Annotated in this window: 20 protein-coding genes; 5 read left to right on the plus strand and 15 right to left on the minus strand. The window is 65.0% G+C overall.

What is annotated here, in order from left to right; all coding sequences use genetic code 11:
- Nucleotides 1-2: 2 nt before the first annotated feature.
- The 6 genes from H5J25_RS13395 to H5J25_RS13420 form a co-directional block, all read right to left on the minus strand.
- Nucleotides 3-2,915, minus strand: coding sequence for a TonB-dependent receptor (locus H5J25_RS13395; protein ID WP_202091751.1), 2,913 nt, complete (start codon nt 2,913-2,915; stop codon nt 3-5).
- Nucleotides 2,916-3,199: 284 nt separating this feature from the next.
- Nucleotides 3,200-3,463, minus strand: coding sequence for a hypothetical protein (locus tag H5J25_RS13400; RefSeq protein WP_202091753.1), 264 nt, complete (start codon nt 3,461-3,463; stop codon nt 3,200-3,202).
- An 83-nt stretch (nt 3,464-3,546) separates the two neighbouring features.
- Nucleotides 3,547-3,846, minus strand: coding sequence for a hypothetical protein (locus H5J25_RS13405; RefSeq protein ID WP_202091754.1), 300 nt, complete (start codon nt 3,844-3,846; stop codon nt 3,547-3,549).
- An 11-nt stretch (nt 3,847-3,857) separates the two neighbouring features.
- Nucleotides 3,858-6,098 (minus strand): hypothetical protein, encoded by a 2,241-nt coding sequence (locus H5J25_RS13410; RefSeq protein ID WP_202091756.1) that lies wholly within the window; start codon nt 6,096-6,098, stop codon nt 3,858-3,860.
- Between the two features lie 55 nt (nt 6,099-6,153).
- A complete protein-coding gene (locus H5J25_RS13415; protein ID WP_202091759.1) occupies nt 6,154-7,479 on the minus strand; it encodes a sensor histidine kinase in 1,326 nt (441 codons plus the stop codon).
- Nucleotides 7,476-8,129, minus strand: coding sequence for a response regulator (locus tag H5J25_RS13420; RefSeq protein WP_202091761.1), 654 nt, complete (start codon nt 8,127-8,129; stop codon nt 7,476-7,478). Before H5J25_RS13420 ends, H5J25_RS13415 begins: the two co-directional genes overlap by 4 nt.
- 631 nt (nt 8,130-8,760) lie before the next feature.
- Between H5J25_RS13420 and H5J25_RS13425 the strand changes: the two genes are divergently transcribed.
- The gene (locus H5J25_RS13425) at nt 8,761-10,215 is read left to right on the plus strand and encodes a hypothetical protein (RefSeq protein WP_202091763.1); all 1,455 of its coding nucleotides are present in this window, start codon (nt 8,761-8,763) and stop codon (nt 10,213-10,215) included.
- A gap of 151 nt (nt 10,216-10,366) precedes the next feature.
- Here H5J25_RS13425 and H5J25_RS13430 read toward each other — a convergent pair whose 3' ends face one another.
- The 9 genes from H5J25_RS13430 to H5J25_RS13470 form a co-directional block, all read right to left on the minus strand.
- Nucleotides 10,367-10,510, minus strand: a complete 144-nt coding sequence (locus H5J25_RS13430; protein ID WP_202091765.1) for an entericidin A/B family lipoprotein — start codon at nt 10,508-10,510, stop codon at nt 10,367-10,369.
- 29 nt (nt 10,511-10,539) lie between these two features.
- On the minus strand, nt 10,540-11,421 hold the full coding sequence (locus H5J25_RS13435; protein ID WP_202091767.1) for a hypothetical protein: 882 nt from the start codon (nt 11,419-11,421) through the stop codon (nt 10,540-10,542).
- 34 nt (nt 11,422-11,455) lie between these two features.
- Entirely contained in the window at nt 11,456-11,668 is a 213-nt protein-coding gene (locus H5J25_RS13440) for a hypothetical protein (protein ID WP_225883112.1), read from the minus strand.
- The gene (locus tag H5J25_RS13445) at nt 11,665-13,185 is read right to left on the minus strand and encodes a helix-turn-helix transcriptional regulator (RefSeq protein ID WP_202091769.1); all 1,521 of its coding nucleotides are present in this window, start codon (nt 13,183-13,185) and stop codon (nt 11,665-11,667) included. The genes H5J25_RS13440 and H5J25_RS13445 overlap by 4 nt, the downstream gene beginning before the upstream one ends.
- 6 nt (nt 13,186-13,191) lie before the next feature.
- Complete coding sequence (locus H5J25_RS13450; protein WP_202091771.1) at nt 13,192-13,560, minus strand: CsbD family protein; 369 nt, start codon at nt 13,558-13,560, stop codon at nt 13,192-13,194.
- A 38-nt stretch (nt 13,561-13,598) separates the two neighbouring features.
- Nucleotides 13,599-13,919, minus strand: coding sequence for a hypothetical protein (locus H5J25_RS13455; RefSeq protein WP_202091773.1), 321 nt, complete (start codon nt 13,917-13,919; stop codon nt 13,599-13,601).
- A gap of 96 nt (nt 13,920-14,015) precedes the next feature.
- A complete protein-coding gene (locus H5J25_RS13460) occupies nt 14,016-14,231 on the minus strand; it encodes a hypothetical protein (protein WP_202091775.1) in 216 nt (71 codons plus the stop codon).
- A gap of 119 nt (nt 14,232-14,350) precedes the next feature.
- Complete coding sequence (locus tag H5J25_RS13465) at nt 14,351-15,610, minus strand: arsenic transporter (RefSeq protein WP_202091777.1); 1,260 nt, start codon at nt 15,608-15,610, stop codon at nt 14,351-14,353.
- A complete protein-coding gene (locus tag H5J25_RS13470) occupies nt 15,607-16,869 on the minus strand; it encodes an MFS transporter (RefSeq protein ID WP_225883113.1) in 1,263 nt (420 codons plus the stop codon). The genes H5J25_RS13465 and H5J25_RS13470 overlap by 4 nt, the downstream gene beginning before the upstream one ends.
- Nucleotides 16,870-17,064: 195 nt before the next feature.
- On the opposite strand from H5J25_RS13470, the gene H5J25_RS13475 reads away from it, so the two are divergent.
- Genes H5J25_RS13475 through H5J25_RS13490 form a run of 4 tightly spaced genes read left to right on the plus strand, consistent with a single transcriptional unit; the run spans nt 17,065 to nt 21,572 of the window.
- Nucleotides 17,065-17,865, plus strand: a complete 801-nt coding sequence (locus H5J25_RS13475; RefSeq protein WP_202091781.1) for a class I SAM-dependent methyltransferase — start codon at nt 17,065-17,067, stop codon at nt 17,863-17,865.
- Nucleotides 17,866-17,868: 3 nt separating this feature from the next.
- Complete coding sequence (locus H5J25_RS13480; protein WP_202091783.1) at nt 17,869-18,804, plus strand: DUF5996 family protein; 936 nt, start codon at nt 17,869-17,871, stop codon at nt 18,802-18,804.
- A gap of 34 nt (nt 18,805-18,838) precedes the next feature.
- Nucleotides 18,839-19,690: an archaetidylserine decarboxylase gene (asd, locus tag H5J25_RS13485; protein WP_202091785.1), complete on the plus strand. Its 852-nt coding sequence runs from the start codon at nt 18,839-18,841 to the stop codon at nt 19,688-19,690.
- A 31-nt stretch (nt 19,691-19,721) separates the two neighbouring features.
- Nucleotides 19,722-21,572, plus strand: a complete 1,851-nt coding sequence (locus tag H5J25_RS13490; RefSeq protein WP_202091787.1) for a DUF885 domain-containing protein — start codon at nt 19,722-19,724, stop codon at nt 21,570-21,572.
- The last annotated feature ends 104 nt before the right edge of the window (nt 21,573-21,676 follow it).

Here is a 21,676-nt window from a genome sequence, read left to right on the forward strand (position 1 = left end):
CGTCAGAACTTGAAGCGTGCGCCGAAGTAGAACTGCCGTCCCGTATGGTGCGACACGCTCAGGCGATCGGCGGCGCTGTCGATATACTGATCGACATATTCGTCGGTCAGGTTGATCGCCTCCAGTGTCAGCGACACGTTCTCGGTCACCTTCACCGATGCCGACATATCGACGTTGATCGTCCCGTGCGTACCTTCGACATCGTTGAACGTCGGCTTACCCGCATTGGGGTTGAACACCGGACCCGTTCCCGCCGGCACGCCGTTGCGACCCGGAACCGAGGTCAGGAAGCCGCTGCGATACGCGACCGAACCACGCAACGAGAAGATCTTGTCCTCATAGTACAATGTGCCGTTCGCGCTGTGCTTCGACAAATTGACCAGCGGTTGCGTCACCGTAGGCGAACCGACCGGCGCGGCGAGCGGATAGACGATGTTCGAATCCACATAGGTGTAGTTCGCCTGCACGCCCAGATTGCTAAGCGCACCTGGCAGGAACTTCAGCTGCGACTGGAAGCCGACCTCGATCCCCTTCAGCTTGCCGCCGGGGCTGTCGACCGGCTGCGTGACCGTGAACAGGTCGGTCGCCGACGCGTTCGTTCCCGTCAGCAGGCTTTCCGGCAGGCCCAACTGGTTGAACGGAATGGTATCCGTACTGGTCGCCACGAAGGACGAGATGTCCTTGTAGAACAGGCCGACGACGAAGGACGACCCGCGCGAGAAATACCATTCGAACGACAGGTCGACGTCGGTCGCCTTGGTCGGGCTGACGAACGGATTGCCCAGCGACAACGTGCGGTTGCCGCCGCTCACCGAGAAGGAACCGCCCGGGCTGAGCGTGCCGATGTTCGGCCGTGCGATGACGCGCGCCGCGGCCGCACGGACGACGAAGTCCGGGGTCAGGTTGACGCTGAGGTTCGCCGAGGGGAGCCAGTTGCGATACGTGCGATCGACATCGACCAGCAGAAAGCCCGTCGCCGTATTCTGATAACCGGTCGAGCTCTGGCGGGTTTCGACGAAGCGCAACCCTGCGTCCGCCTTCACGTCCAGCCCGGCGACTTCACCCTTGTAGACGAGCTGGCCGAAACCGCCGATGTCGCGTTCGCTGACCGTCGTGAAGTTACCCCGTGCCGAGGCATTGGTGATGCCCGTCAGCGCGAAGCGGCCGGTGTTCGAATAGATGCCCAGCGTGTTTGCGAACGCGCCCAGGTTCGGCACTACGAACGTCCCCGGCGTCCCGCCGAGCGCCGTATCCGGGCTGAACGAATAGAGCGTCGAGAGTGGGCCGAGTTGCCCCGCCCCCACCAGACCCGCCACATCGGTTTCGCTGGTACGGCGATATTCCTCCGACGAGAAATTATACTTCTTATAATCGCCGCCGATCACGATGCTGAGCGGATCGCTGAGCTTGTACGCCAATTGCGCGCGGCCGACGCGGAAGTCGTTGTCGACATATTGCGGGCGCAAACGGATTTCGGCGAGCGTGAAGGCGGCGGGGTCGCGAACATTCAGATTGCCATAGTTGAACGTCGGGGTGCGACCGTCGCGGAAATCGTAGCTATAGCCCTGCACGTTATTGGCATCGAGCGCGACCGTGGTCTGGATCGGGTTGGCGAATGCCGATTTCGAATAGCCGCCAAGCGCGTCGAAGGTCAGCCGTTCGCCGAACTCATGATGCAGCGAGGCGGTATATTGCTGGAACTTGGTGGTCAGTTCGTCATAGCGCGATTCGACGCGGACATCGACGTTGTTGAACGTGCCGGAAACCAGGCTGTTGTTCGAGTCGACGACCGCGCCGGGCAGGATCACCGTCTGCGGCTTGCCTGTGCCCGACCGGCTGAACGAGATCGCCTCCAGATACTGTTCCGACCGCTGGCTCTTGAACTTCGCGTACAGCGCATCGACCGTCAGCAACGTGCTGTCGCTCGGCTGCCACTGGATCGACCCGGTCAGGCCGAGACGCTCCGTCTTGTACTGATAGCTGTCGTAGCGCGGGATGCGCGGGTGGAAGAAGGCATAAGCCTGCTGCGCGCCCTGCGGCAACGTGGAGGTGGGGGCGAACCCGCCATTGTCCGTGCCGCGTTCCCACCGGACGGTCGACGGGCCTTCCTCGCGGATGCCACGTTCGGAATAGGCGGCCGACAGCAGGACACCGAGCGTTCCGTCCGCGAACTTCTTCGACACCAGCGCGGCGAGCTTCGGATCGACCTGGTTCGACAGGTCGTTCAGGCCGACCTGTGCCGAACCGGCCAGCGTGAAGTCGTCCTTGTAATCGAGCGGGCGTGCGGTGACGAGATCGACGGTCGCGCCGAGCGAGCCTTCCTCGACATCCGCCGAAGCCGACTTGCGGACCGTGATCGAGTTGAACAGTTCGGATGCGAACACGTTGAAATCGAACCCGCGACCGCGATTGGCGCCGCCCGATGCGTCTGCGCCGCCGGTGGTCGACAGGCCTTCGATGCCGTTGATCCGAACGCGCGTGAAGACCGGGCCGAGACCGCGCACGGTGATGTTGCGGCCTTCGCCCTGATCGCGGTTGATCGCGACGCCGGGGATGCGCTGGATCGACTCGGCGAGGTTGTTATCCGGGAAGTCGGCAATGTCCTCCGCCTTGATGACGTCGACAATGCCGGTCGCTTCGCGCTTGGCGTTGATCGCGGCGTTCAGCGACGCGCGGTAACCGGTCACCACGATATCCGCGGTAACGTCTTCCTGAACCGACGGATCCTGCGCGGGCGCCTCGACGCCGGTCGCCGGATCGGTCGCCGTCGTCACCGTCTCCGGCGTCTGGTTGGTGGTGGTCGCGGCTTGCGCGAATGCGGACGCAGGCAGTGCCAGCCCGACGATGAGCGCACCGGCCGACGCGCTCTTCAAAAGCGCAGTTCGCCGTGCATTCGAAACTGTGAGACGGATCATTCTCTCTCCCCTTCGCCGACCTGTTCTCGGCCCTTGTGCTTCGCGATGACACGGCCTGTCATGGCCCGCCATCAAAGTTCGAAGGGAGTGCGGCGCCCCATGAACGCCAAACCTCCCCATCCCGATCACCGCCGGATACCCCCGCTTTATTTCAGCAGCGGTAACCGGTGTCAACCGTCAGTTTGGTGTCAGGCGATGGCCCGAGCGGAACACGAAATTCGCTTTGCGATAGGCACTTACGGGCCCGAGCGGGGTTTTTCGCCGCGTGCGGGGCGGCGCGACGGCTATTCCGGCTCTTCGCCAGATTGCCGCAGGTTGATGGCGTCATATTGCTCGATCAAGCGACTGACTTCGGCGATCACCTCGGCCTGCTCCGCGCGGTAGCGCGCGGTCGCATCTTCGGTCGGCACGCCGTCCCGCCCGTCATGCACGGTAAAGCCGCTATCGATCAGCCAGATCGCGTCCATCGCGCGCGATCGCTGCCGCCGGAGATGCATTGCCCATTGTTCCACCAACCCCGAAGGAACGAGCCGTTCGATTTCACCCATGCCCTTCCCCTAGCGGCAAAAACCCTGTCGCTGCCATAGAAGTTTTGGTGCGCCGCGCGGAAGACGCCAAGCTACCCGAACGATCAGGAAGGCACCGCCTTCAACGGCATCGAGCCGGGTCCTAATCTCGTGAAGCCGGTGCGCGCGTAGCTGGCGGTAGACCTGACGGGATCGCGGCGAGTGAACAAAGCTTTTGGCGACAACTCCGCAGGGCAAAACAGGCCCAGCGCGACGCCGCCCTTCGTCGTCGTCGACAGCCTCCCGACGATGGCGTCCGCTACAATCACGGGCCGGACCATGTCGCTACTTTCGGAGCCTATGACGCGTGGAACGACCAGCTTTTCGGCAGGCGGCTGGTCCTTCACCCCGGGCTGAAGAGCCACCGCATTCCCCCCTACTCCCAGTTGAGGACGATCCGCCCGCTTGCGGGAACGCGGAAATCGATACGGTCGTCCGTCGTCGCAACCGCGCGCAACGGGTCGCCACCGATCGTTGCGACACGCGTCCGCGTCAGCTTTCGGCGTTTGCGCCGCACGACGCTTAACCCCGCTTGGCAATTCTCGCCGCCGTCCAGCGTTACGGTCAGCGACTGATCCCCCGTCCTTTCCATAGCCCGCAGGAAATGGTCGCAATATAGATCGAACGGTGCATTTTCGAGCCGATGCACGGCACGCGTCGCGAATACAAACGCGGCGCCGGCACCGTATATCTCCTGCCCGACCTGCCCGTTCAGTTCTCCCGTCGGGTACAGATCCTCCAGCGGGAAGTTCAGCTTGCGATCGACGTGACCGTTCGTCTCGCGTTGCTCCGGCGAGATCGCGTCCGCCGGCAGCGCGTCGGGATAGTAGAACCAAGCGCGATCGAGCGCATACCGGCAATATTCGGAGACGAGCAGACGGGCACCGGGCTCGAGGTCCGGGCCGCTATCGTCCAGATACCGCTCGAACGCAGTGAAGGAGTCGAAACATTCGAAGATCGCCATGTACGGCGCGTCCTGAAGGCAGGTCGCACCAAGGAAATTGGGGAAGTGGCGCGCCAGCTTGATCCGGCTGTCCCAGATTTCGCAATTGTGGAAGAAACTGGCGAGATAGACGTAGCTTTGCTCGAGATAGACCGGACGGTTGGTGATACGCCACAGCCGCATGCACGCCGCCGCACCCCAGGCGGTGAGATTGGCCTGATAATTGATGTTGAAGCGCAGGCCGATCGCCGCCTCGATCGCGGCGCACGCCTCGTCGAGATAGGTCTTGTCGTCGGTCAGTTCGAACAGCTGCAACATGACCCAGGCATAGACGCCGCCGACATCGGTCTGTCCCCGCCCATCGGCTTCGGCGACGTCGGTGATGATCGAGAAATCGGTGACGTCGAACTGCACCGGCCATTTGTAATCGAAATGATGCGCCGCGCGGATCGCGTAATCCACCGATTTCATCAGCAGTTTGCGCGCATCCTCGTCCCCATCCAGCGCGAGCAGCCCCAAATTGAGCAGCGGATGATAGAGATACCAGCTGTCGACCGCATCGGCATTCTTGTCATCCCCGACATTCGGAAGATACCGCCGCAGCGTCTTCAGTTCGGGATCGTAGAACTTGTCCAGCCCCGCCTTGAACTCCGCCTCGAGCGGCTCCGGATCATCCGTCCATTTCGCCCATTGATGGATTGCCGAAACGATCGACAATTGCACCATCACGTCCGGATACTCGGCATTCGTATAGGGGTGGATATACCGATGGCCGTAATGTTCGATCGTCGCCTCCGGCGCTTTATCGAGGTCTCGCAGGGTATGCCGCGCGCGGGTTTCCCAGTCGCGATACTCGGTCCGCGGCAGATCGAGCACGGCATAGGCCTCGCCCAGAAGCTGGAGGAACTGTCGCGCGGACTCGCGCTCATGCGGGGGCGCCTCGTGCCGGAACACGAGGATCGCGTCGGACAAGACGATCTCCTCCCCTGTGGTCAACGGCTTGGTGTCCGGGGTTCCGCATTGCGACGGCGTCGGCAACAGCCAGCCGAGTTCGGGCCACTCGCCGCCCACCGCGCTGTCGGGGGTGGTTTCCGTGGCTTCGTAATACGGATTCATCGCAGTCAGATTCTGGAAATAGAGCACGTTACCGAACTCGGGTTCGTCGATCCGGAAATAGACCAGGCCGGAATTCATCCCCCGCTGCGTCGCCTCGACGACGCCCTTCGCGCCGATCGGATCGTCCCCCCGCCCCAACGGATACAGGTCGCGCGGCTGGAACGGGATCAACACGGGTACGGCAGGCGTAAAGCTCACCGTGGAGCGGAGGCGTTCCAGTGGTCCGTCACCGATCGCGAAGCAGATACAATGGTCGCCCAGCACGCTTCGCACCGCTATGCGGCAGACCTCGCCCGGCCCGGGCTGCTGCTTTTCGCACTCGAATTCCGTGTCGAGAAAGGCGACGCGCAGCGCCAGCCCACCCGCATCCTCGCGGCGGATCAGTGCCCAGACCGAGTCGCCGATCGCGCGCACTTCGACCCTCAACTCACCGGTTTCGAACCGCGCGACCGTCTTGCCGCGATCCTTCGCCAAGGCCTCGCGGAGCGCCAGCGTCTGAATACTAGACCCTTCCGGGGCCAGTGCTTTTACCCGACGGACATCGGATTTCGAATCCATGCGCAATTCCCGTCCTGACATAGATTATAAGCCATTGGTTTGGCGTTAGATTTCTCTATCCGACAAACCCACTGGCGGGAATTTGGTTCACGGGAAGCAATACCGTGAAGGCAGTGCCGCCGTCCCGGACGGGATCGTGCCAGACTTGCGCGTTCATGCGCTCGGCCAGCGTGGCGACGATGAACAAGCCCATGCCGGTCCCCGGTAGCGTATCGGACTGACCGGACGTGCCCCGATGGAATTTGCTGAACAGAGTCCCCTGAACAGCCTCGTCGATACCGGGACCCCGATCCTTCACGACGATACGCACCTGGCCGTCCCCGACACCTGCGACGCCGCTCGCGGCGATTGCCAGCGTGCCGCCGTGCGGGCTGAACCGGACACCATTGCCGAGCAGATTATCGAGAATTTGCGCCAGCCCCCCGATGTCGAACGTCGCGATCAGCGGCCGGTCCGGCAGATCCACAGCGACACGAATGTCCGACGAATGCGCACGCGGCCCGATCCGGTCGACCGCCGCAAGAATATGGCCGCGAACATCTTCGTTGACCAATCGGGTCATCGGGCCATGTTCGGCGGCATGCGCATCCAGCAGGCGCGTCGCCAGCCCCAACATCGCGTCGATGCTGGGCATCGCCTGGCGCAATACGATCAAAGGCAATTCGCTTTCCTTTTCCGACCGCCGGATCGCGAGATCGAACAGGTTGCGCAAGCCGTATAGCGGGCTGCGCAGATCGTGTGCCGTGATCGCCATCAGCGTATCGAGTTCTTCGTTACGATCCCGCAGGCGATCGTTCTGCAGCCGAATCTCGCGTTTCTGTTCGTGGTCCCTCCGGCGCCCCGAATAGATCAACGCCGCCGCGACGACGGCAATGACCGAGACGATCCCGGCATTGACGATCGCGATGATCTTTTCGTGGTTCGTCACGGGGATATCGACCACGACGGTGTAGTAGCAGATGAGCAAACCGGCACAGCCGAGCGCGACGATGCGCGGGGGCACGACGAACAGCATCGTCAACGACAGCAGCATCAGGGGATAGCCGCTGGTCAGCCTTCCCTTCGCCCCGAGCGCGGCGACCGCATATTGCGTACCGAGCAGGGCGACGATGAGTACGCATGCGACGAAACCCCGGCCCAGCCATGTGGTATTGGTGCGGCGCAACGCCATCGATCCGAACAGGACCGTCAGCATCATTCCCAGTTCGAACCAGAGCGAGGGGCCTCGATACCCCGTGGCCATTTCGGACAGCCGCGTGAAAAGACCGAGCAACGCGACGATTTCCACGCGTCGAACATTTACTCGGGTCAGGACCTGTCCGAACGTCATTCCCGCCTGTTCGGCGGGCGTCACGTCCCACCGCGAGATCCACGGTCTCATGAAACCGGTGTCCGCCCGGCGGCATGATCGGCAGCGAAGCGCTCCAGCATCCTTACGCTGTCCAGTCCGAGCTTGATCTTCAGCCGTTCGCGGTAGGTGCCGACCGTCTTCACGCTAAGATCGAGTTGGCGAGCGAGCGACTGGAGCGTTTCCCCGGTGCCGATCAGCCGCAGCACCTGGAGTTCGCGCGCGGACAGGCACTCGATATCAGACCGGCGGTCACGGTGATGCGCGATATCCGCAATGAGCAATTGCTGGACCGGTTCGCTGACATGGATCGCCCCGGCCATGACACGGCCGAGCGCTATGGCCACGACGTCCAGCGGTTCGGATTTCGCGACATAGCCGTGCGCGCCAGCGCGGATCGCCTGCGGAGCCCAGACATGTTCCTCGCGGCTGGAATAGACGACGATGCGCGTGGCGGGCAGCATCGCGCGCAGATCCTCGATCAGCTCGATCCCGTCGCCTTCGCCCATCACCAGATCGGTTACGATCGCATCGGGCTGCAGTCGCTCCGCCTCGGCACGCGCGGCGATCGCGGATGTGACTTCGCCGCAAATGTCGAACCGGTCGTCGCTGGCCAGCAACAGTTTAAGCCCGGTCAGGACGATCGGATGATCGTCGACGATCAGCAACCGAAAAATCGCCATCTCTTCCCCCGCCAACCCGCACTCCCTCGTCTTTATTCCGGGTCCCCGCCCCCGGTGTAGGTCATCGACCTACATTAGTTTGCTCGCACCCGCCTAACGGCGCTTCGGGAGCGTGAATCGGGGGATAACCGCGATCGATGCCGGGGGGCGTCGATCGCGGTTGATACCTTTTCGGCAAATGGGCCTCGCGCAGCACGCGCAACGGTCCGGAGAGACACGGCCAAAGCCGTGCAGACGACAGGGCTTGGTACAATGCGGCAGATCGAAACCACGGTACAGCTGGCCTCTATGGCAAGCGCGATCGAACGATTTGCCGACGAATTCGACCCGACGATGCTGGCCAGCCGCGCTTGCGGGCTGGCAATTCCGGAGGTCGAGGACCTGATCGCCAAGCTTGGCCCGCAATCGCCCGCGCTGGATCGCGCGCTCCGCCGGCTGCTCGCGATCCTGGAAAAGCGGCTCGGCTCCCAGGGCGCCCCCCTGCCCGATCCCAATGCGACGCGGAAACTGCGTCGCCTGCTGCGTGCATTGACGCCGTTGGCCGCTGCCGCCTTGGCGGTGTCGAATCTGTCCGCCACCTCAGCAGCAGCGCAGACGCCCCCCCACCACGACGACAAGCTCCGCGATCGCGGTGCCGGCGATCGGCGATGCGGTGACCAATCCGGAGACAGGGCTGGACGAAACCGTATCCGAACTGGTCGGCAATTATGCGGTTCGGGCCGACAAGGACAACGTGATCCTGCTCGCCCAAACGCTGGGCGACACATATACCGTCGTCACGACGGACGCGAACGACCAGGACGTTTCCAAAACCTACGAAGTGACCGCGGTCACCAGCAACACGGCCGGCAAGGTCGTGAGCGTGACGATAAAGGACGTCAATGACGCCACCGTACCCGTGCAGTCGGTCGATATCGTCCAGGCCGTTACCTATCCCAGCGCGGGCGGCGGCAGCGGGTCTGGAACGACGCCGGTCCCGTTCGGCACCGCGAGCGGCGACATCAACCAGTCGAGCACATACCTGCGCGGCAATGGCGGCGGTAGCGGTCGCAATGGCGCGGGCGTGTGCATTCCGTATATCGGATGCGCGGCAGTCCGGCCGAATACGGGCGGAAACGGTGCTACCGGGACCACGGTGAACGTCACGATCGCGCCGGACGCGACGAAGACGCGCGGCGGCAATATCGAAACCGTCTCGGGCAATCTTCCAGGCGTGATCGTGGCGAGCGTCGGCGGAAACGGCGGCAAGGGCGGCAACGCGTTCGGCAACATCCAGGCGGCGCGCGGCGGTACGGCGGGGGACGGCGGAACGGCGACCGCCACCACCGCCGTCGACATCCTGACCAGCGGCGCGAACAGCCACGGCGTCCTCGTGCAGAGCATTGCAGGAGCCGGTGGCCAAGGCGGCACCGGTATTCTCGCGGCGACGGGCGGCACCGGCGGATCCGCGGCGAAGGGCGGCTCGGCCAACGCGTATAATACCGGCAACATCACCACCACCGGCGGTGGTGCGGTCGGCATGCTCGTGCAGAGCCTCGGCGGCAATGCAGGATCCGGCGGCAACAGCTACGGCTTCGTCGGACAGCCGGGCCAGGGCAGTTTGGGCGGCACCGGCGGCACGGCCTATGCGCAGAATGGCGGCGTGATCCGCACCGCAGGCGATGCGTCGCACGGCATGCTCGTTCAATCGGTCGGCGGCGGCGGCGGCGCGGGCGGCGACAGCGGCGGGCTGGTCACGATCGGCGGCAAGGGCGGCGGCACGAGCAGCGGCGGCACGGTATCGGTATCGAATTCGGGCAGCATCGCGACGGAGGGCGACCGGTCCTACGCAATCCAGGCGCAATCGATCGGTGGCGGCGGCAATGCCGGGTCGGCGACTACGCTCAGCGTCTCCGCGATACCCGCCGTATCGGTCGGCGCGGCGATCGGCGGCGTCGGCGGGACTGGCGGAGCGGGCGGCGATACCACCCTCACCTTCACACCGCAGAGGGCCGCGGTGGGCACCGACTCCTCACGCACATCTTCGGCGAAGATCGCGACGGCGGAAAACGGCACCCAATCGTTCATGCGATCCTCTTGCGGCTAATGGGCCTGACCGTATCATAGGCGAGTTAACGACGTTCGAGGATCGTCACGCTTCGAACCGTCGAACCATCGATCATAATTGTGGATCGCGCCGACCGGGGCCGAACCGGATGGACCGCCGGCCGGATGGCCGACGGTCCGGATCGGACGGACTACTTCTTGTCGTTCTTGCCCGATGCACCCGACACCGCGGTTCCGGCGGACTTCATGTCCTTGCCTGCGCCGTTGACGGTGTTGCAGGCGGATATGGCGAGCGCGAGGCCTGCCAGCGTGGCGATCGTGATGGTCTTGGTCATGGTTGTCTCCTTTAGTCTTCCGGGGGTGATCAGCGGATCGTCCGGCGGGTTGCCGTGGTCGCACCGATCGACGCGGCGACCGCACCGATCAGCAGGGCGAGCACGATGACGAACGATGTCCCTGCGGCGGCTCCGGCGGCGGCGTCCGTCGCGGATTTGGCGGTGGCGACGGCATTGTCCTTGGACTGGACGAACTGCTGCTTAGCGCGCGTCACCTGTGCCTGGGCTTCGGCACGCGGGATATTGCGCTGGGCCGCGACGATATCGACGATACGGCCCTCCGCCTCGCGCCCTTCGTTGCCGCCACGGGCAAGCGCGGGCAATTGCTTGGCGATTTCCTTTTGTGCCTGTTCCGGCGTCATCTGTGCCGGATCGGATGGCGCGTCGGACAGATAGGCGGCGGCCTCGTTGCGAACGTCGCTCTCATCGACGCCCGCAACCGATGCGACCTTCGGTGCGACCGCGCCCACGCTCGATCCCGCCGCTCCCGCAACCGCGCCGACCGTGCGGAATGCACCGCCGATGATACCGCCGACTGCCGATGTCAGCAGATACAGCGTCAGGATCAACGTCACGCCCCACACGACCAGTCCGTGGACCAGCGCGTCGAACCGGTCATGCACGCCGGCCACGCGCGCGGCGGCATAGCCGCCCGCGCCCAGCGCGACGATCGTCGTAATCAGCCAGTAAATACCTGCGCCGATGCCGAAGCCTGCCGCGCCCGGCGTCGTGCCCTCGACCGGATCGACCATCGTCAGCCCGATGCCCGTCCCCAATATGCCCAGCACCAACTGCACCGCGACCGCGATCACGACCCCGGCGAAGATCGCGCCCCAGGACAATCGCGTCGGCATCTTCGCCGCGCGCACCTCATCGATCGGCAAAACGCCGTTCGTCACATTGCTAACCATGTCATACTCCTGTTGAAACGTGATGGATCCGGCGTCAGCGACGCGGGGATTGCTTGGCCTGCGTGGCGGCACGGGCGCCTGCGCGCTTTTCGGCACGACCCTGGTCGCGCGCGGCATCGTCGCCGATCAGCTTGCCGATCGCTTCGTGGACCGACCCCTTGGCCTCCTGCTCCGCCGCGGCTTTCTCGGGTGCGTCCCGTACCGAAGGATCGGGAATGCGGTCGTCGCTATCGCTCTTGTCGGTCATGCCACTGCTTCCTGTACGTGCTTGCCGACCGCCACGCCTTCACCGTCGAACCCCCGCGCCCGCGCCCAAGCGACCGCGGCGATCCGCCGGTTGACGCCGATCTTGGCATAGATGCGCGCGACGTGGTTGCGGACGGTGTTGCCCGCGACATCCAGCGTCCGCGCGATCGTCTTGTCGTCATAGCCGCGGCAGATCAGCGCCAGCACCTCGCGTTCCCGCGCGGTCAGGTCGTCCAGCCCCGGGCCGTCCGCCTCGGCCTGCGGCGCGCGCAGCCGGGCCAGCTTGTCCATGATCGACCGGCTGAACCAGCTCGTATCCTTCATCACCGCCTCGATCGCCTCGACCAGTTCGATCTCGGTCGCCTTGCGCTGCGTGATGTCCTGGAACGCCCACAATACGCACGCATCGTCGCCCAGCCGGATCGCCTCGGTCGAGACGAGACAGTCGATGCTCGCCCCGTCCTTCGCCTGGATGCGCGCTTCGTGACTGCGCAGGTCGCGCCCGCCGTCGATCGCCGCCTCGATCTCCCGCCGCATCGCCGACGTTTCCCACAGTTCGACATCGCCCAGCGGCCGCCCCATGATCTCGGTCGCGGAATATCCCGTCATTTCGGTGAAGCTCGCATTGACCTCGCACAGCAGATGCCCGTCGCGCGCGCCGATCGCCATCGGCACCGGCGCCATCTGGAACGTGCGCGTGAAGCGCTCCTCGCTATGTCGCAGCGCGCCCTCCGCCTTCCGCCGCGGTTCCAGGTCGGCGAAAGTGAACAGCATGCAGGGCTGGTCGCCCATGTCGATCGGCTGGCCCGCGACGATCACCAGCTTCGTCCCGCCCTCTGGCAGTTCCAGTTCCGCCTCCATCTGCGGGATCGTCCTTCCCTCCGCGAGCCGTTCCTTGGCGAGATCGCGGCGGTCCGCCTCGCGCAGCACGTCGATATCGTACACCGTCTTGCACAGCACCTGATCGCGCTGGTGCCCGGTCATGTCGAGGAACCCCTGATTGACCTTCACGAACCGCAAGTCGCTCAACCGGCAGATCAGCGCCGGTGCCGGATTGGCGTTGAACGACTGTTCGAACCGGTCCTCCGCCTCGTAGCGCGCCGACACGTCCTGAATGATCAGCACCAGACATGCCGGCCCGTCATCGTCGGAATCGTTCAGCACCAGACTGCGCACCTGATGCACCCAGCGGGGGTCCGTCTCCCCCGCCAGCGTCACCTCGACGACGACTTCCGAAAACGCATCGCCCGCGACGACGCGATCGATCGGATAATCGTCCGCTTCCAGCCGGTGATTGTTACGATACCGCAGCTGGAAGCGCGCGCGATATTCATCCACCGTCGCGCCCAGATCGGCGATCTCCGTCACGCCGTGCATCGCCAGCGCGGCATCGTTCGCCCAGAGCAGGCTCTGGTCCGGATCGATCAGGATCACGCCTTCGTCGAGACCGACGATGATCTGGCGCAGGTGGCGCAGGTCGGCGGTTTCGCGAAGCGACTTGAGGGACGAATTGGCCACCACGGATTACTTGTCGTGGCGTCCGTGGACGAGCCAGGCGAGCGCATATCCGCCCATCGCCGCGGCGATGCCCCACAGGACGGGCGTGTCGCGCACCGTGTCGATCGCGACCTTCCCGCCATGCTTCGCGGCGTCGGCGACACGCGCTGCCGATGCCTTCACGTGATCGCGCGCCACCTCGGCCAGCTCGGGCGCGGCATCCACCGCATCCTCGACGATCGATCGTACGCGGCCATAGCCATGCTGCACGCCGCCCGCGACCTGATCGACCACGCCGTCGACCTGCCAGTCGCGGCTCTCGACCGTATCGCCGATCGTCTTCTCGACCTTGCCCACGGTGTAGCGGACGCCGCCCTTCAATTCGTCTTCGTTCATCGTTCTGATCCTTATAAAAATTCAGCTACGCGCATCGTTCAGTAAAGGACGCCGCAACCCGCCGCCGCCTTGGCGACCTCGACGGCCACCTTCGGATCCTCGATCTCACCCGCTACCCGCAGCAGGTCGGCCGGCGTCAGGGCGCCGATGCTCGTATCGCCGGAACGAAACGCCGCCGCGGCCCGCCCCAGTTGCTGGAGCTGTCCGATCGACAGGTTTTTCTGCAACCGGGTCCCGACGCAATCCGCACGCGGCTCGTCCAGACCGTAACGCTGCAACCCGGTGGAAATGCGGGTCGCCGGGGCCGCACAGGCGGCAAGGGTCATCGCCCCGCACAGCGTGATCGCCAACGCCTTCATGGAAATTCCTCGACTGTCGGACATTGAAGATACGTCCGTCTCGGCCGCATCAACCGCCAAGCAAGGGACGCGTTCCTGGTATCTTTGCGCGCCCGCTTAGTCCGGTTGCACTAGTCCCAGCGTGCCGGCGCGCGCATCGTACAGCGCCGCGAGACGCAAATGGATCGATCTCGATCCACTATCCTTAGTGTTTTCAGCAAGTTGCAGGTGATCGCGAACGCGCTTGCGCAAATACTCACGCTCGTCGGCATCATCGCGAATGACTGACGATATTTCGTCGGATCTCAAATCGGCATGGTTGTTTTCTGTCATGATCGGGCGAGATACCGACCGCGACCCGCCAGGCATATCCTGCCGACCTACCTGTGAACTGGTAGATTGCTACCAGTTGCCACCGCGCTCGATACAGGTTCGAACGATCGACACGCCCGTCATCCCAGCGCGATGCGCGTGCCGAGCGCCGCGATCAACGCCAGCGGCATCGCGACCGCCCCGACCTTCAGGAACCGCCAGAAGCCGACATCCTCGCCTTCGCGCCGGATCGCCTGCAACCACAGGATCGTCGCCAGACTGCCGGTGATCGACAGATTGGGTCCCAGATCCACCCCGATCAAAAGGGCGTCGATCACCAGCCGCGGCGGTTGCGCCTGCGCCACCGCGGTGCTGGCAACCAGCCCAGCCGGCAGGTTGTTCATCAGGTTCGAGGCGAATGCCAGGATCGTGCCCGACACTGCGGAAGCCTGTGCCGGATCGACGGACAGGCGGCGGATCGCATCGGCGACATGGCCGATCACCCCCGTCAGCGCCAGCGCCTCGACCAGCACGAACAGCCCGGCGACGAGCGGCAGGACGCTCCACGAAACGTCCCGCAGCAACACGATCGGGGACGATCTGGCGATCGCGCACACCGCCAGCGTCGTGACGATACCCGCGATCGCCGTGGGCAGACCGAGTTCGATATCCAGCGCGGAAACGATCAGCAGGACGGCCGCGGTCGCGATGATCCCCACGAATGCCGCCTTGCCGCCGAGCGTCAGCGGCAGGCGATCGATCTCGCTGACGCACGTGCCCGCCAGCCGCTTGCGTTCCAGCCACCGCAGCGCAAGGAACGTGACGGAGATCGACGCCAGCGACGGCAATGCGAACGATGCGAACCATTGGCCGAGCGGCGGCATCCTGCCCCCGTACAGCACCAGATTGGCAGGGTTCGAGATCGGCAGAACGAAGCTCGCGGCATTCGCGATCAATGCGCAGGCGAACAATAAAGGCAACGGATCCGCCTTCGCCTTCTTCGCCGCGGCATAGACTGCCGGGGTCAGCACCACCGCCGTAGCGTCGTTCGACAGGAACGTCGTGACGACGATCCCCGCGACGTAGACCAAGGCGAACAATCGCGCGGTCGATCCCCGTGCATGAATCGCGGCGGTGGCGGCGACCCAGTCGAACAGCCCCTCCGCCCGCGCGACTTCGCTCAGGAGCATCATGCCGATCAGGAACAGATAAACGTCCAGCCCCTTGCCGACTGCACCCAGCGCCGCCGGAACGGGCATCTGGCCCAGTACGATCAGGGCAAGCGCGCCTGCGACCGCCCAGATCGCCTCCGGCCAGCGGAACGGCCGGGCGATCACCGCTGCGGTGGACGCGGCGCAGATCGCCCATATCGCACCCGTCGCCCCCGTCGCTAAAATCATCGATGCGTCTCGGGCATGGCGAACAGGTACAGGACGAACCCCGCCGCGGCGATACCCGCCAGCGTCAGGAAACTCGCGCTATATCCCGCCCACACGATGATCGATCCGGCCAGCGTCGCGGACAGGGCGGCGCCCAGCCCGAACACGCTGGAAACCACGCCCTGGCTGACGTTGAACCGGCCCGTGCCCCTCGTCAGGTCCGCGACGATCACCGGGAACAAGGCGCCGAAGATACCCGCCCCGATCCCGTCCAGCGCCTGCACGCCGACCAGCCACCACGGATCGTTCGATAAAGTGTACAGCGCACCACGCGCCGCGAGGAAGGCGAACGCGACGAGGAATATGGGCTTCGTTCCCCATCTCTCGGCGTGCCGCCCGACGACTATCGCGACGGGCACCATAACAAGCTGCGCCGCGACGATGCATGCCGCGGTCAGCGACGTCGCCTTGTCGGTGCCGACGGTGCGGCCCAGCAACTGGCTGACCGATGTCAGCATCGCGGCATTGGCCAGATGGAAGGTGAAGGCGGCGGCGGCGAAGATCATCAGTGCGCGGTTCTCGATCAGCGTCTTCCAGCCGCTCGGTTCGTCGCACCCCTCGTCCGGTTCGCAATCCAGGCCGCGCGCGACCGCATTGTCGATATCGTCATTGTCCAGCCGCGCCGCCACGATCACGCTGGCGACGGTCAATCCCGCCATCAGCCAGAACACCACGACCGGGCCGAACGACCAGGCGAGCACACCGGCGAGCGCAGCCGATACGGCGTTGCCGGCATGGTTGAACGCTTCGTTCCGCCCGACCCGCTTGGCGAACAGCTTCGGCCCGACCAGTCCGAGCGAAATCGCCGAAATGGCGGGCGCGAAGATCGCCCCCGCCGCCGCCGCGATCGACTGGGTGATCGTCACCATCGTAAAGCCGGACACGACAGGTAACGACAGGCTGCCGAGCGTGACCAGCACCGCTGCGGCGATGACGATGCGCGGCTTGTTCCTCGCCCGGTCGATCAATCCGCCCGCGGGCGTTTGCGACAGCAACCCGACGATCCCGGCGATCGTCAGCACCAAACCAACCGTCGCCTCGTTCCAGCCGTTCGAAGGACCGCGAACGACCAGCAGATAGATGGCGAGATACGGCCCCAGACCGTCGCGCACATCGGCCAGGAAGAAGTTGAGCGCATCCAGCGTGCCGTTCGGCGCCTTGGCGTGCGGAGGTCTCGCCATATCCTGCGATGCTGCGACCGATGCCAGATCACTCTCCATGCCGAAGGACGTGCGCTAACGGCGCCCCGCTGCATAGGGCGCGCCCGCGGCGGCAGGCTGAACGGCGTCGTTCAGCTTCGGTTTAGGGTACGTGATGGCCGGGCTTGCGGATGCGCGCGCCAGAGAATGCGCGTGATTGTGAAACTCCCTCCGGCAGGGCATGGTCGCTCCACTATCCCCAGGGAGTATAACGACATGAACCGCCTGCTTACTGCATTCGCCTGCGTCTCGACAATTCTGTCGACCGGCGCGGTCGCGCAATCCGGCGCGCCGTCGAAGGAGATTGCGGCCGCGATCGCATCGCCCACCCGCACCCCTGCCAATCGTGAGCGCGACCGCTATCGCCACCCGGCGGAGACGCTCGCCTTTTTCGGGGTGAAGCCGACGCAAACCGTCGTCGAGTTCCTGCCTTCGGGCGGCTGGTATACTGAAATCCTCGCGCCTCTGGTCAAGGGTCGCGGTCGCTATGTGGCGCTCGTGCCTACCGCGCAGGCGGATCGTATCCGCACCGCGTTTGCCGAAAAGGCCGCCATTTATGGTCCGACGCAAGTCGCGACGGTCGATTTCAAGACCGGTACGTCCTCGATCCCGGCGGGCAGCGCGGACGTCGTCTTGACGTTCCGCAACGTCCACAACCTGCTGATGCAGGACGATCCCGCCGTCGCGGCGCGCCTGTTCAAGGCGTTCCATGCCGCGCTCAAGCCCGGCGGCGTGCTTGGCGTGGTCGATCATCGCCTGCCGGAGGACATGGACACCGCGCGCGAGAAGACCAGCGGCTATATCAAGCGCTCGACGATCGTCCGGCTGGCGCAGGAGGCGGGGTTCAAGCTCGCCGGGGAAGCGCGCGTCAATGCCAACCCGCGCGATACGCACGATCATCCCGAAGGCGTCTGGACGCTGCCGCCATCCTATCGACTGAAAGATCTTGATCGCGCGAAATATGCCGCGATCGGCGAAAGCGATCGGCTGACGCTGAAGTTCGTCAAGGCGCGCTGAGCGATGCGCGCGGCCTGGCCCGAACTCGATTGGTCGCACTGGCGCGAGACCGCGATCGCCCTGCAACTGCGGACGCAGATCGTGGGGAAGGTCAGGCTCGCGCTGACGCCGTGGCTCAACCATAGCTGGCACGTACCGCTGTACGTGTCGGCGCGCGGGCTGACGACCTCGCCGATCCGGCTTGGCGCGCGCATTCTGGAGATCGAGTTCGATTTCCTCGCCGATCGCGTAACGTTCGAAACCAGCGATGGAGAACAGCGCAGTATCCCCCTCGCCCCCGGCCGGATTTCGGACTTCCACGCCGGCGTTCTGGACACGCTCGCCGATCTCGGCATCACCGCAAAGGTCGATGGCCTTCCTAGCGAACTTCCGGATCCCGTGCCCTTCGCCAACGATCATGCCGACCGCCCCTATGATGCAGATATGGCACGGAATTTCTGGCGCGCGCTGATCCAGGCGACGCGGGTGTTCGACGATTTCCGCACCGGCTTTCTCGGCAAGGCCAGCCCGACGCACTTTTTCTGGGGCAGCTTCGATCTCGCCTCGACGCGCTTTTCCGGGCGCTCCGCGCCGCGCCATCCGGGCGGCGTCCCCGGCCTGCCCGACGCCGTCACGATCGAGGCGTATAGCGATCAGGAATCGAGTCTGGGCTTCTGGCCGGGCAGCGACGCCTATCCCCACGCCGCCTTCTACGCTTATGCCTATCCAGCACCCGAGGGCTATTCCAAGGCCAAGGTGTCACCAGACGCCGCGCGGTATGACATGACGCTCGGCGAATTCATCCTGCCCTATGATGCAATCCGGACTTCGGCCGATCCCGACGCCGACCTGCTGTCCTTCTGCCACTCCACCTACGACGCCGCCGCCGATCTTGGCGACTGGGATCGCGACACGCTGGAATGTCCGCTCGGCCGCCCCCGGATCCCGCGCGTAGTCTGACGAACCGCGCCGATCCCGCAAACACGAGTAGACGATGTCCGAACGCCTTACCGTCCTGATGCAGCACGTTATGCCCAAGCGGCGCCTGACCATGCTGGCCGGACGCGTCGCCCGCGCACGTGGCGGGGCGTTGACCACCCGCCTGATCCGCTGGTTCGTCGCAAGGTACAAGGTCGACATGACCGAAGCCGCGGAACCCGATATCGGCCACTATACGAGCTTCAACGATTTCTTCACCCGCCCGTTGAATCGCGGCGCCCGACCGCTTGCGGCGGCGGACTTCATTTCACCCGTGGATGGCGCGATCAGCCAATTGGGCGCGATCGACGATCACCACATCGTACAGGCCAAGGGCCACCGTTTCACCACGACCGAACTGATCGGCGGCGATGCGGCCCTCGCCGCGCAATTCCGTCACGGCAGCTTCGCCAACCTCTATCTCTCCCCGCGGGATTACCACCGCATCCACATGCCCTGCGCCGGTCGCCTGATGCGCATGATCTACATCCCCGGCAGCTTCTTCTCGGTGAACCCGGTCACCGCACGCGGCGTGCCGAACCTGTTCGCGCGCAACGAACGCATCGTCTGCGTTTTCGATAGCGCCGAGCACGGCCCCTTCGTGATGGTTCTGGTCGGCGCGACGATCGTCGGCAGCATGGCGACCGTCTGGCACGGCGTGGTCGATCCGGCTCGCGCCGGTGCGCCTGCGGAGTGGACGTATGAAGACCGGGACCTGATGCTCGAAAAGGGCGAGGAAATGGGCCGCTTCCTGCTCGGTTCGACGGTCGTGATGCTGTTCCGCCCGGGAACGATCGCATTCGACGAAAGCTGGGCGCCCGAGCGGCCGGTGCGTGTCGGCGAACGGATGGGCGATCGCCCGAATTGACCTGCCCCCATCCGGCAGCCATCCTGCCGCGATGACCCACATCCTGTCTCGCCGCGAAACGCTCGCTGGTATCGCCACGGTTACCGCCGTGGCGCCCCTGCACAACGCCCTTTCCGCATCCACGCCCGCGGCGAACGAGGCGTCTGCCTTGCTCGACCGGCTTGCTTGGAAACTGCTCGAATTCTTTCCCGATCGCGCGACGATGCTGGGCGTCGATACCGGCACGCGTGCCGGATTGCGCCGTCCGCTGGAGGATCGTTCTCCCGCTGGCATCGCCCAGCGGCAACGGTTTCTGACCGATGCGCTGGCGGAACTGGCGCGCGTCCCCCGCACCGGTCTGGATGCCTCGACCGCGACCAGCCTCGCCGTGGTGGAAAGCGCATTCAGGACCGCGCTGGACGGCATGGCGTTGCCCTACGGCGTCGCCACGATCGGCGACTGGCGCAACACGCCGTATACGGTGATCCAGAATGTCGGATCATGGCTGGACGTTCCGCAACTGCTCGACGGCGACCAACCATTACGGGACGTGGCGGATGCCGAAGCGTATCTCGCCCGCCTCGCCGCGATGCCCGCGCAACTCGACGGCGAGACAGTGCGGATGCGGCAGGCGCGCGACGCGGGTCTCGTCCCGCCATCCTTCCTGCTCGACAAGACGATCACCGGGATGACCCGCACGCTGACCGAAGCCGCGGCTTCGGATGGCCCGCTGATCGGTCCGCTCGCGCGCAAGCGTACGGGGATACCGGGAAACTGGACCGAGCGCGCCATTCGGATCGTCCGGGCCGCCATCATCCCCGCGCTCGAACGACAATTGGCCGAGCTGCGGGCCGAACGCGCGGCTGCGACCGACGCGCCGGGAATGGGTACCCGCCCCGGCGGCCCGGAATGGTATGCCTGGGGCCTGCGCGCAGGCACGACCACGCGGCGCAGCGCGGCTGATCTCCACGCGATGGGCCGTATGCGGCTGGCCGACCTGCAGAAGCAGATGGATACGATCCTGCGCAGCGAGGGACTGACGACGGGCAGCGTTGCCGAACGCGCCATCGCCTATCAGCGCAGGCCCGGCATCGGCTTTCCGGAAGGGGACGAGGGGCGACGTCAGATCATCGCCTATATGCAAGGCCGCATCGACGCGATCCGCCCGCTCCTCCCTCGCGCCTTCCGCACGCTCGCGCGTGGCAATCTCGAAATCCGCCGTATGCCGCTCGCGCAGGAACCCGGCGCCCCCGCGGCTTATGGCGGGCCCGGCACGATCGATGGCAGGGTGCCCGGAAAGATCTGGGTCAATCTCGGCGATCCCTCCATCCACAACAAGGTGACGATCCCCGACCTCGTCTATCACGAAGGGATTCCGGGCCATGTCTGGCAGGGCGAATATGCGCAGCAACTGCCGCTAATCCGATCGATCCTCGCCTTTAACGCCTATTCGGAAGGTTGGGCGCTCTACGCCGAACAGCTCGCCGACGAACTCGGCATGTACGAAGGCGATCCCGCCGGCCGCCTGGGCTATCTTATGGGGTTGGCGTGGCGCGCGGTGCGGTTGATCGTCGATACCGGCATCCACGCGATCGGCTGGTCGCGCGACAAGGCACTAGCCGAATTCATCGCAGCCACCGGCCTGCCCCGCAGCAATGCCGAAAGCGAGGTCGATCGCTATTGCGCCTGGCCCGGCCAGGCATGCGGTTACGAAGTCGGCCGGGCGGAAATCGCCACCCAACGCGCCCGTGCACAATCGGCGCTGGGATCGCGTTATGCCCTGCCCGACTTCAACCAGGCGGTGGTCGACGGCGGCAACGTCCCGCTCGACGTGCTCGCCGGCAACGTGTCGCGCTATATCGCCGGGGCGCGCGTGGGGACGGGATCACGCTCAACGACCTGACGCCGATAAAGGACATCCCGACGACCTGCACCGACCGCGGGGTTGAGGTAAGATGCACGACGGAAGCCCGAATACTGCCCATCCTGACCGCAAAGCTATTAGCG

Origin of the sequence: Sphingomonas aliaeris, assembly GCF_016743815.1 — a bacterium.
Lineage (GTDB): Bacteria > Pseudomonadota > Alphaproteobacteria > Sphingomonadales > Sphingomonadaceae > Sphingomonas > Sphingomonas aliaeris.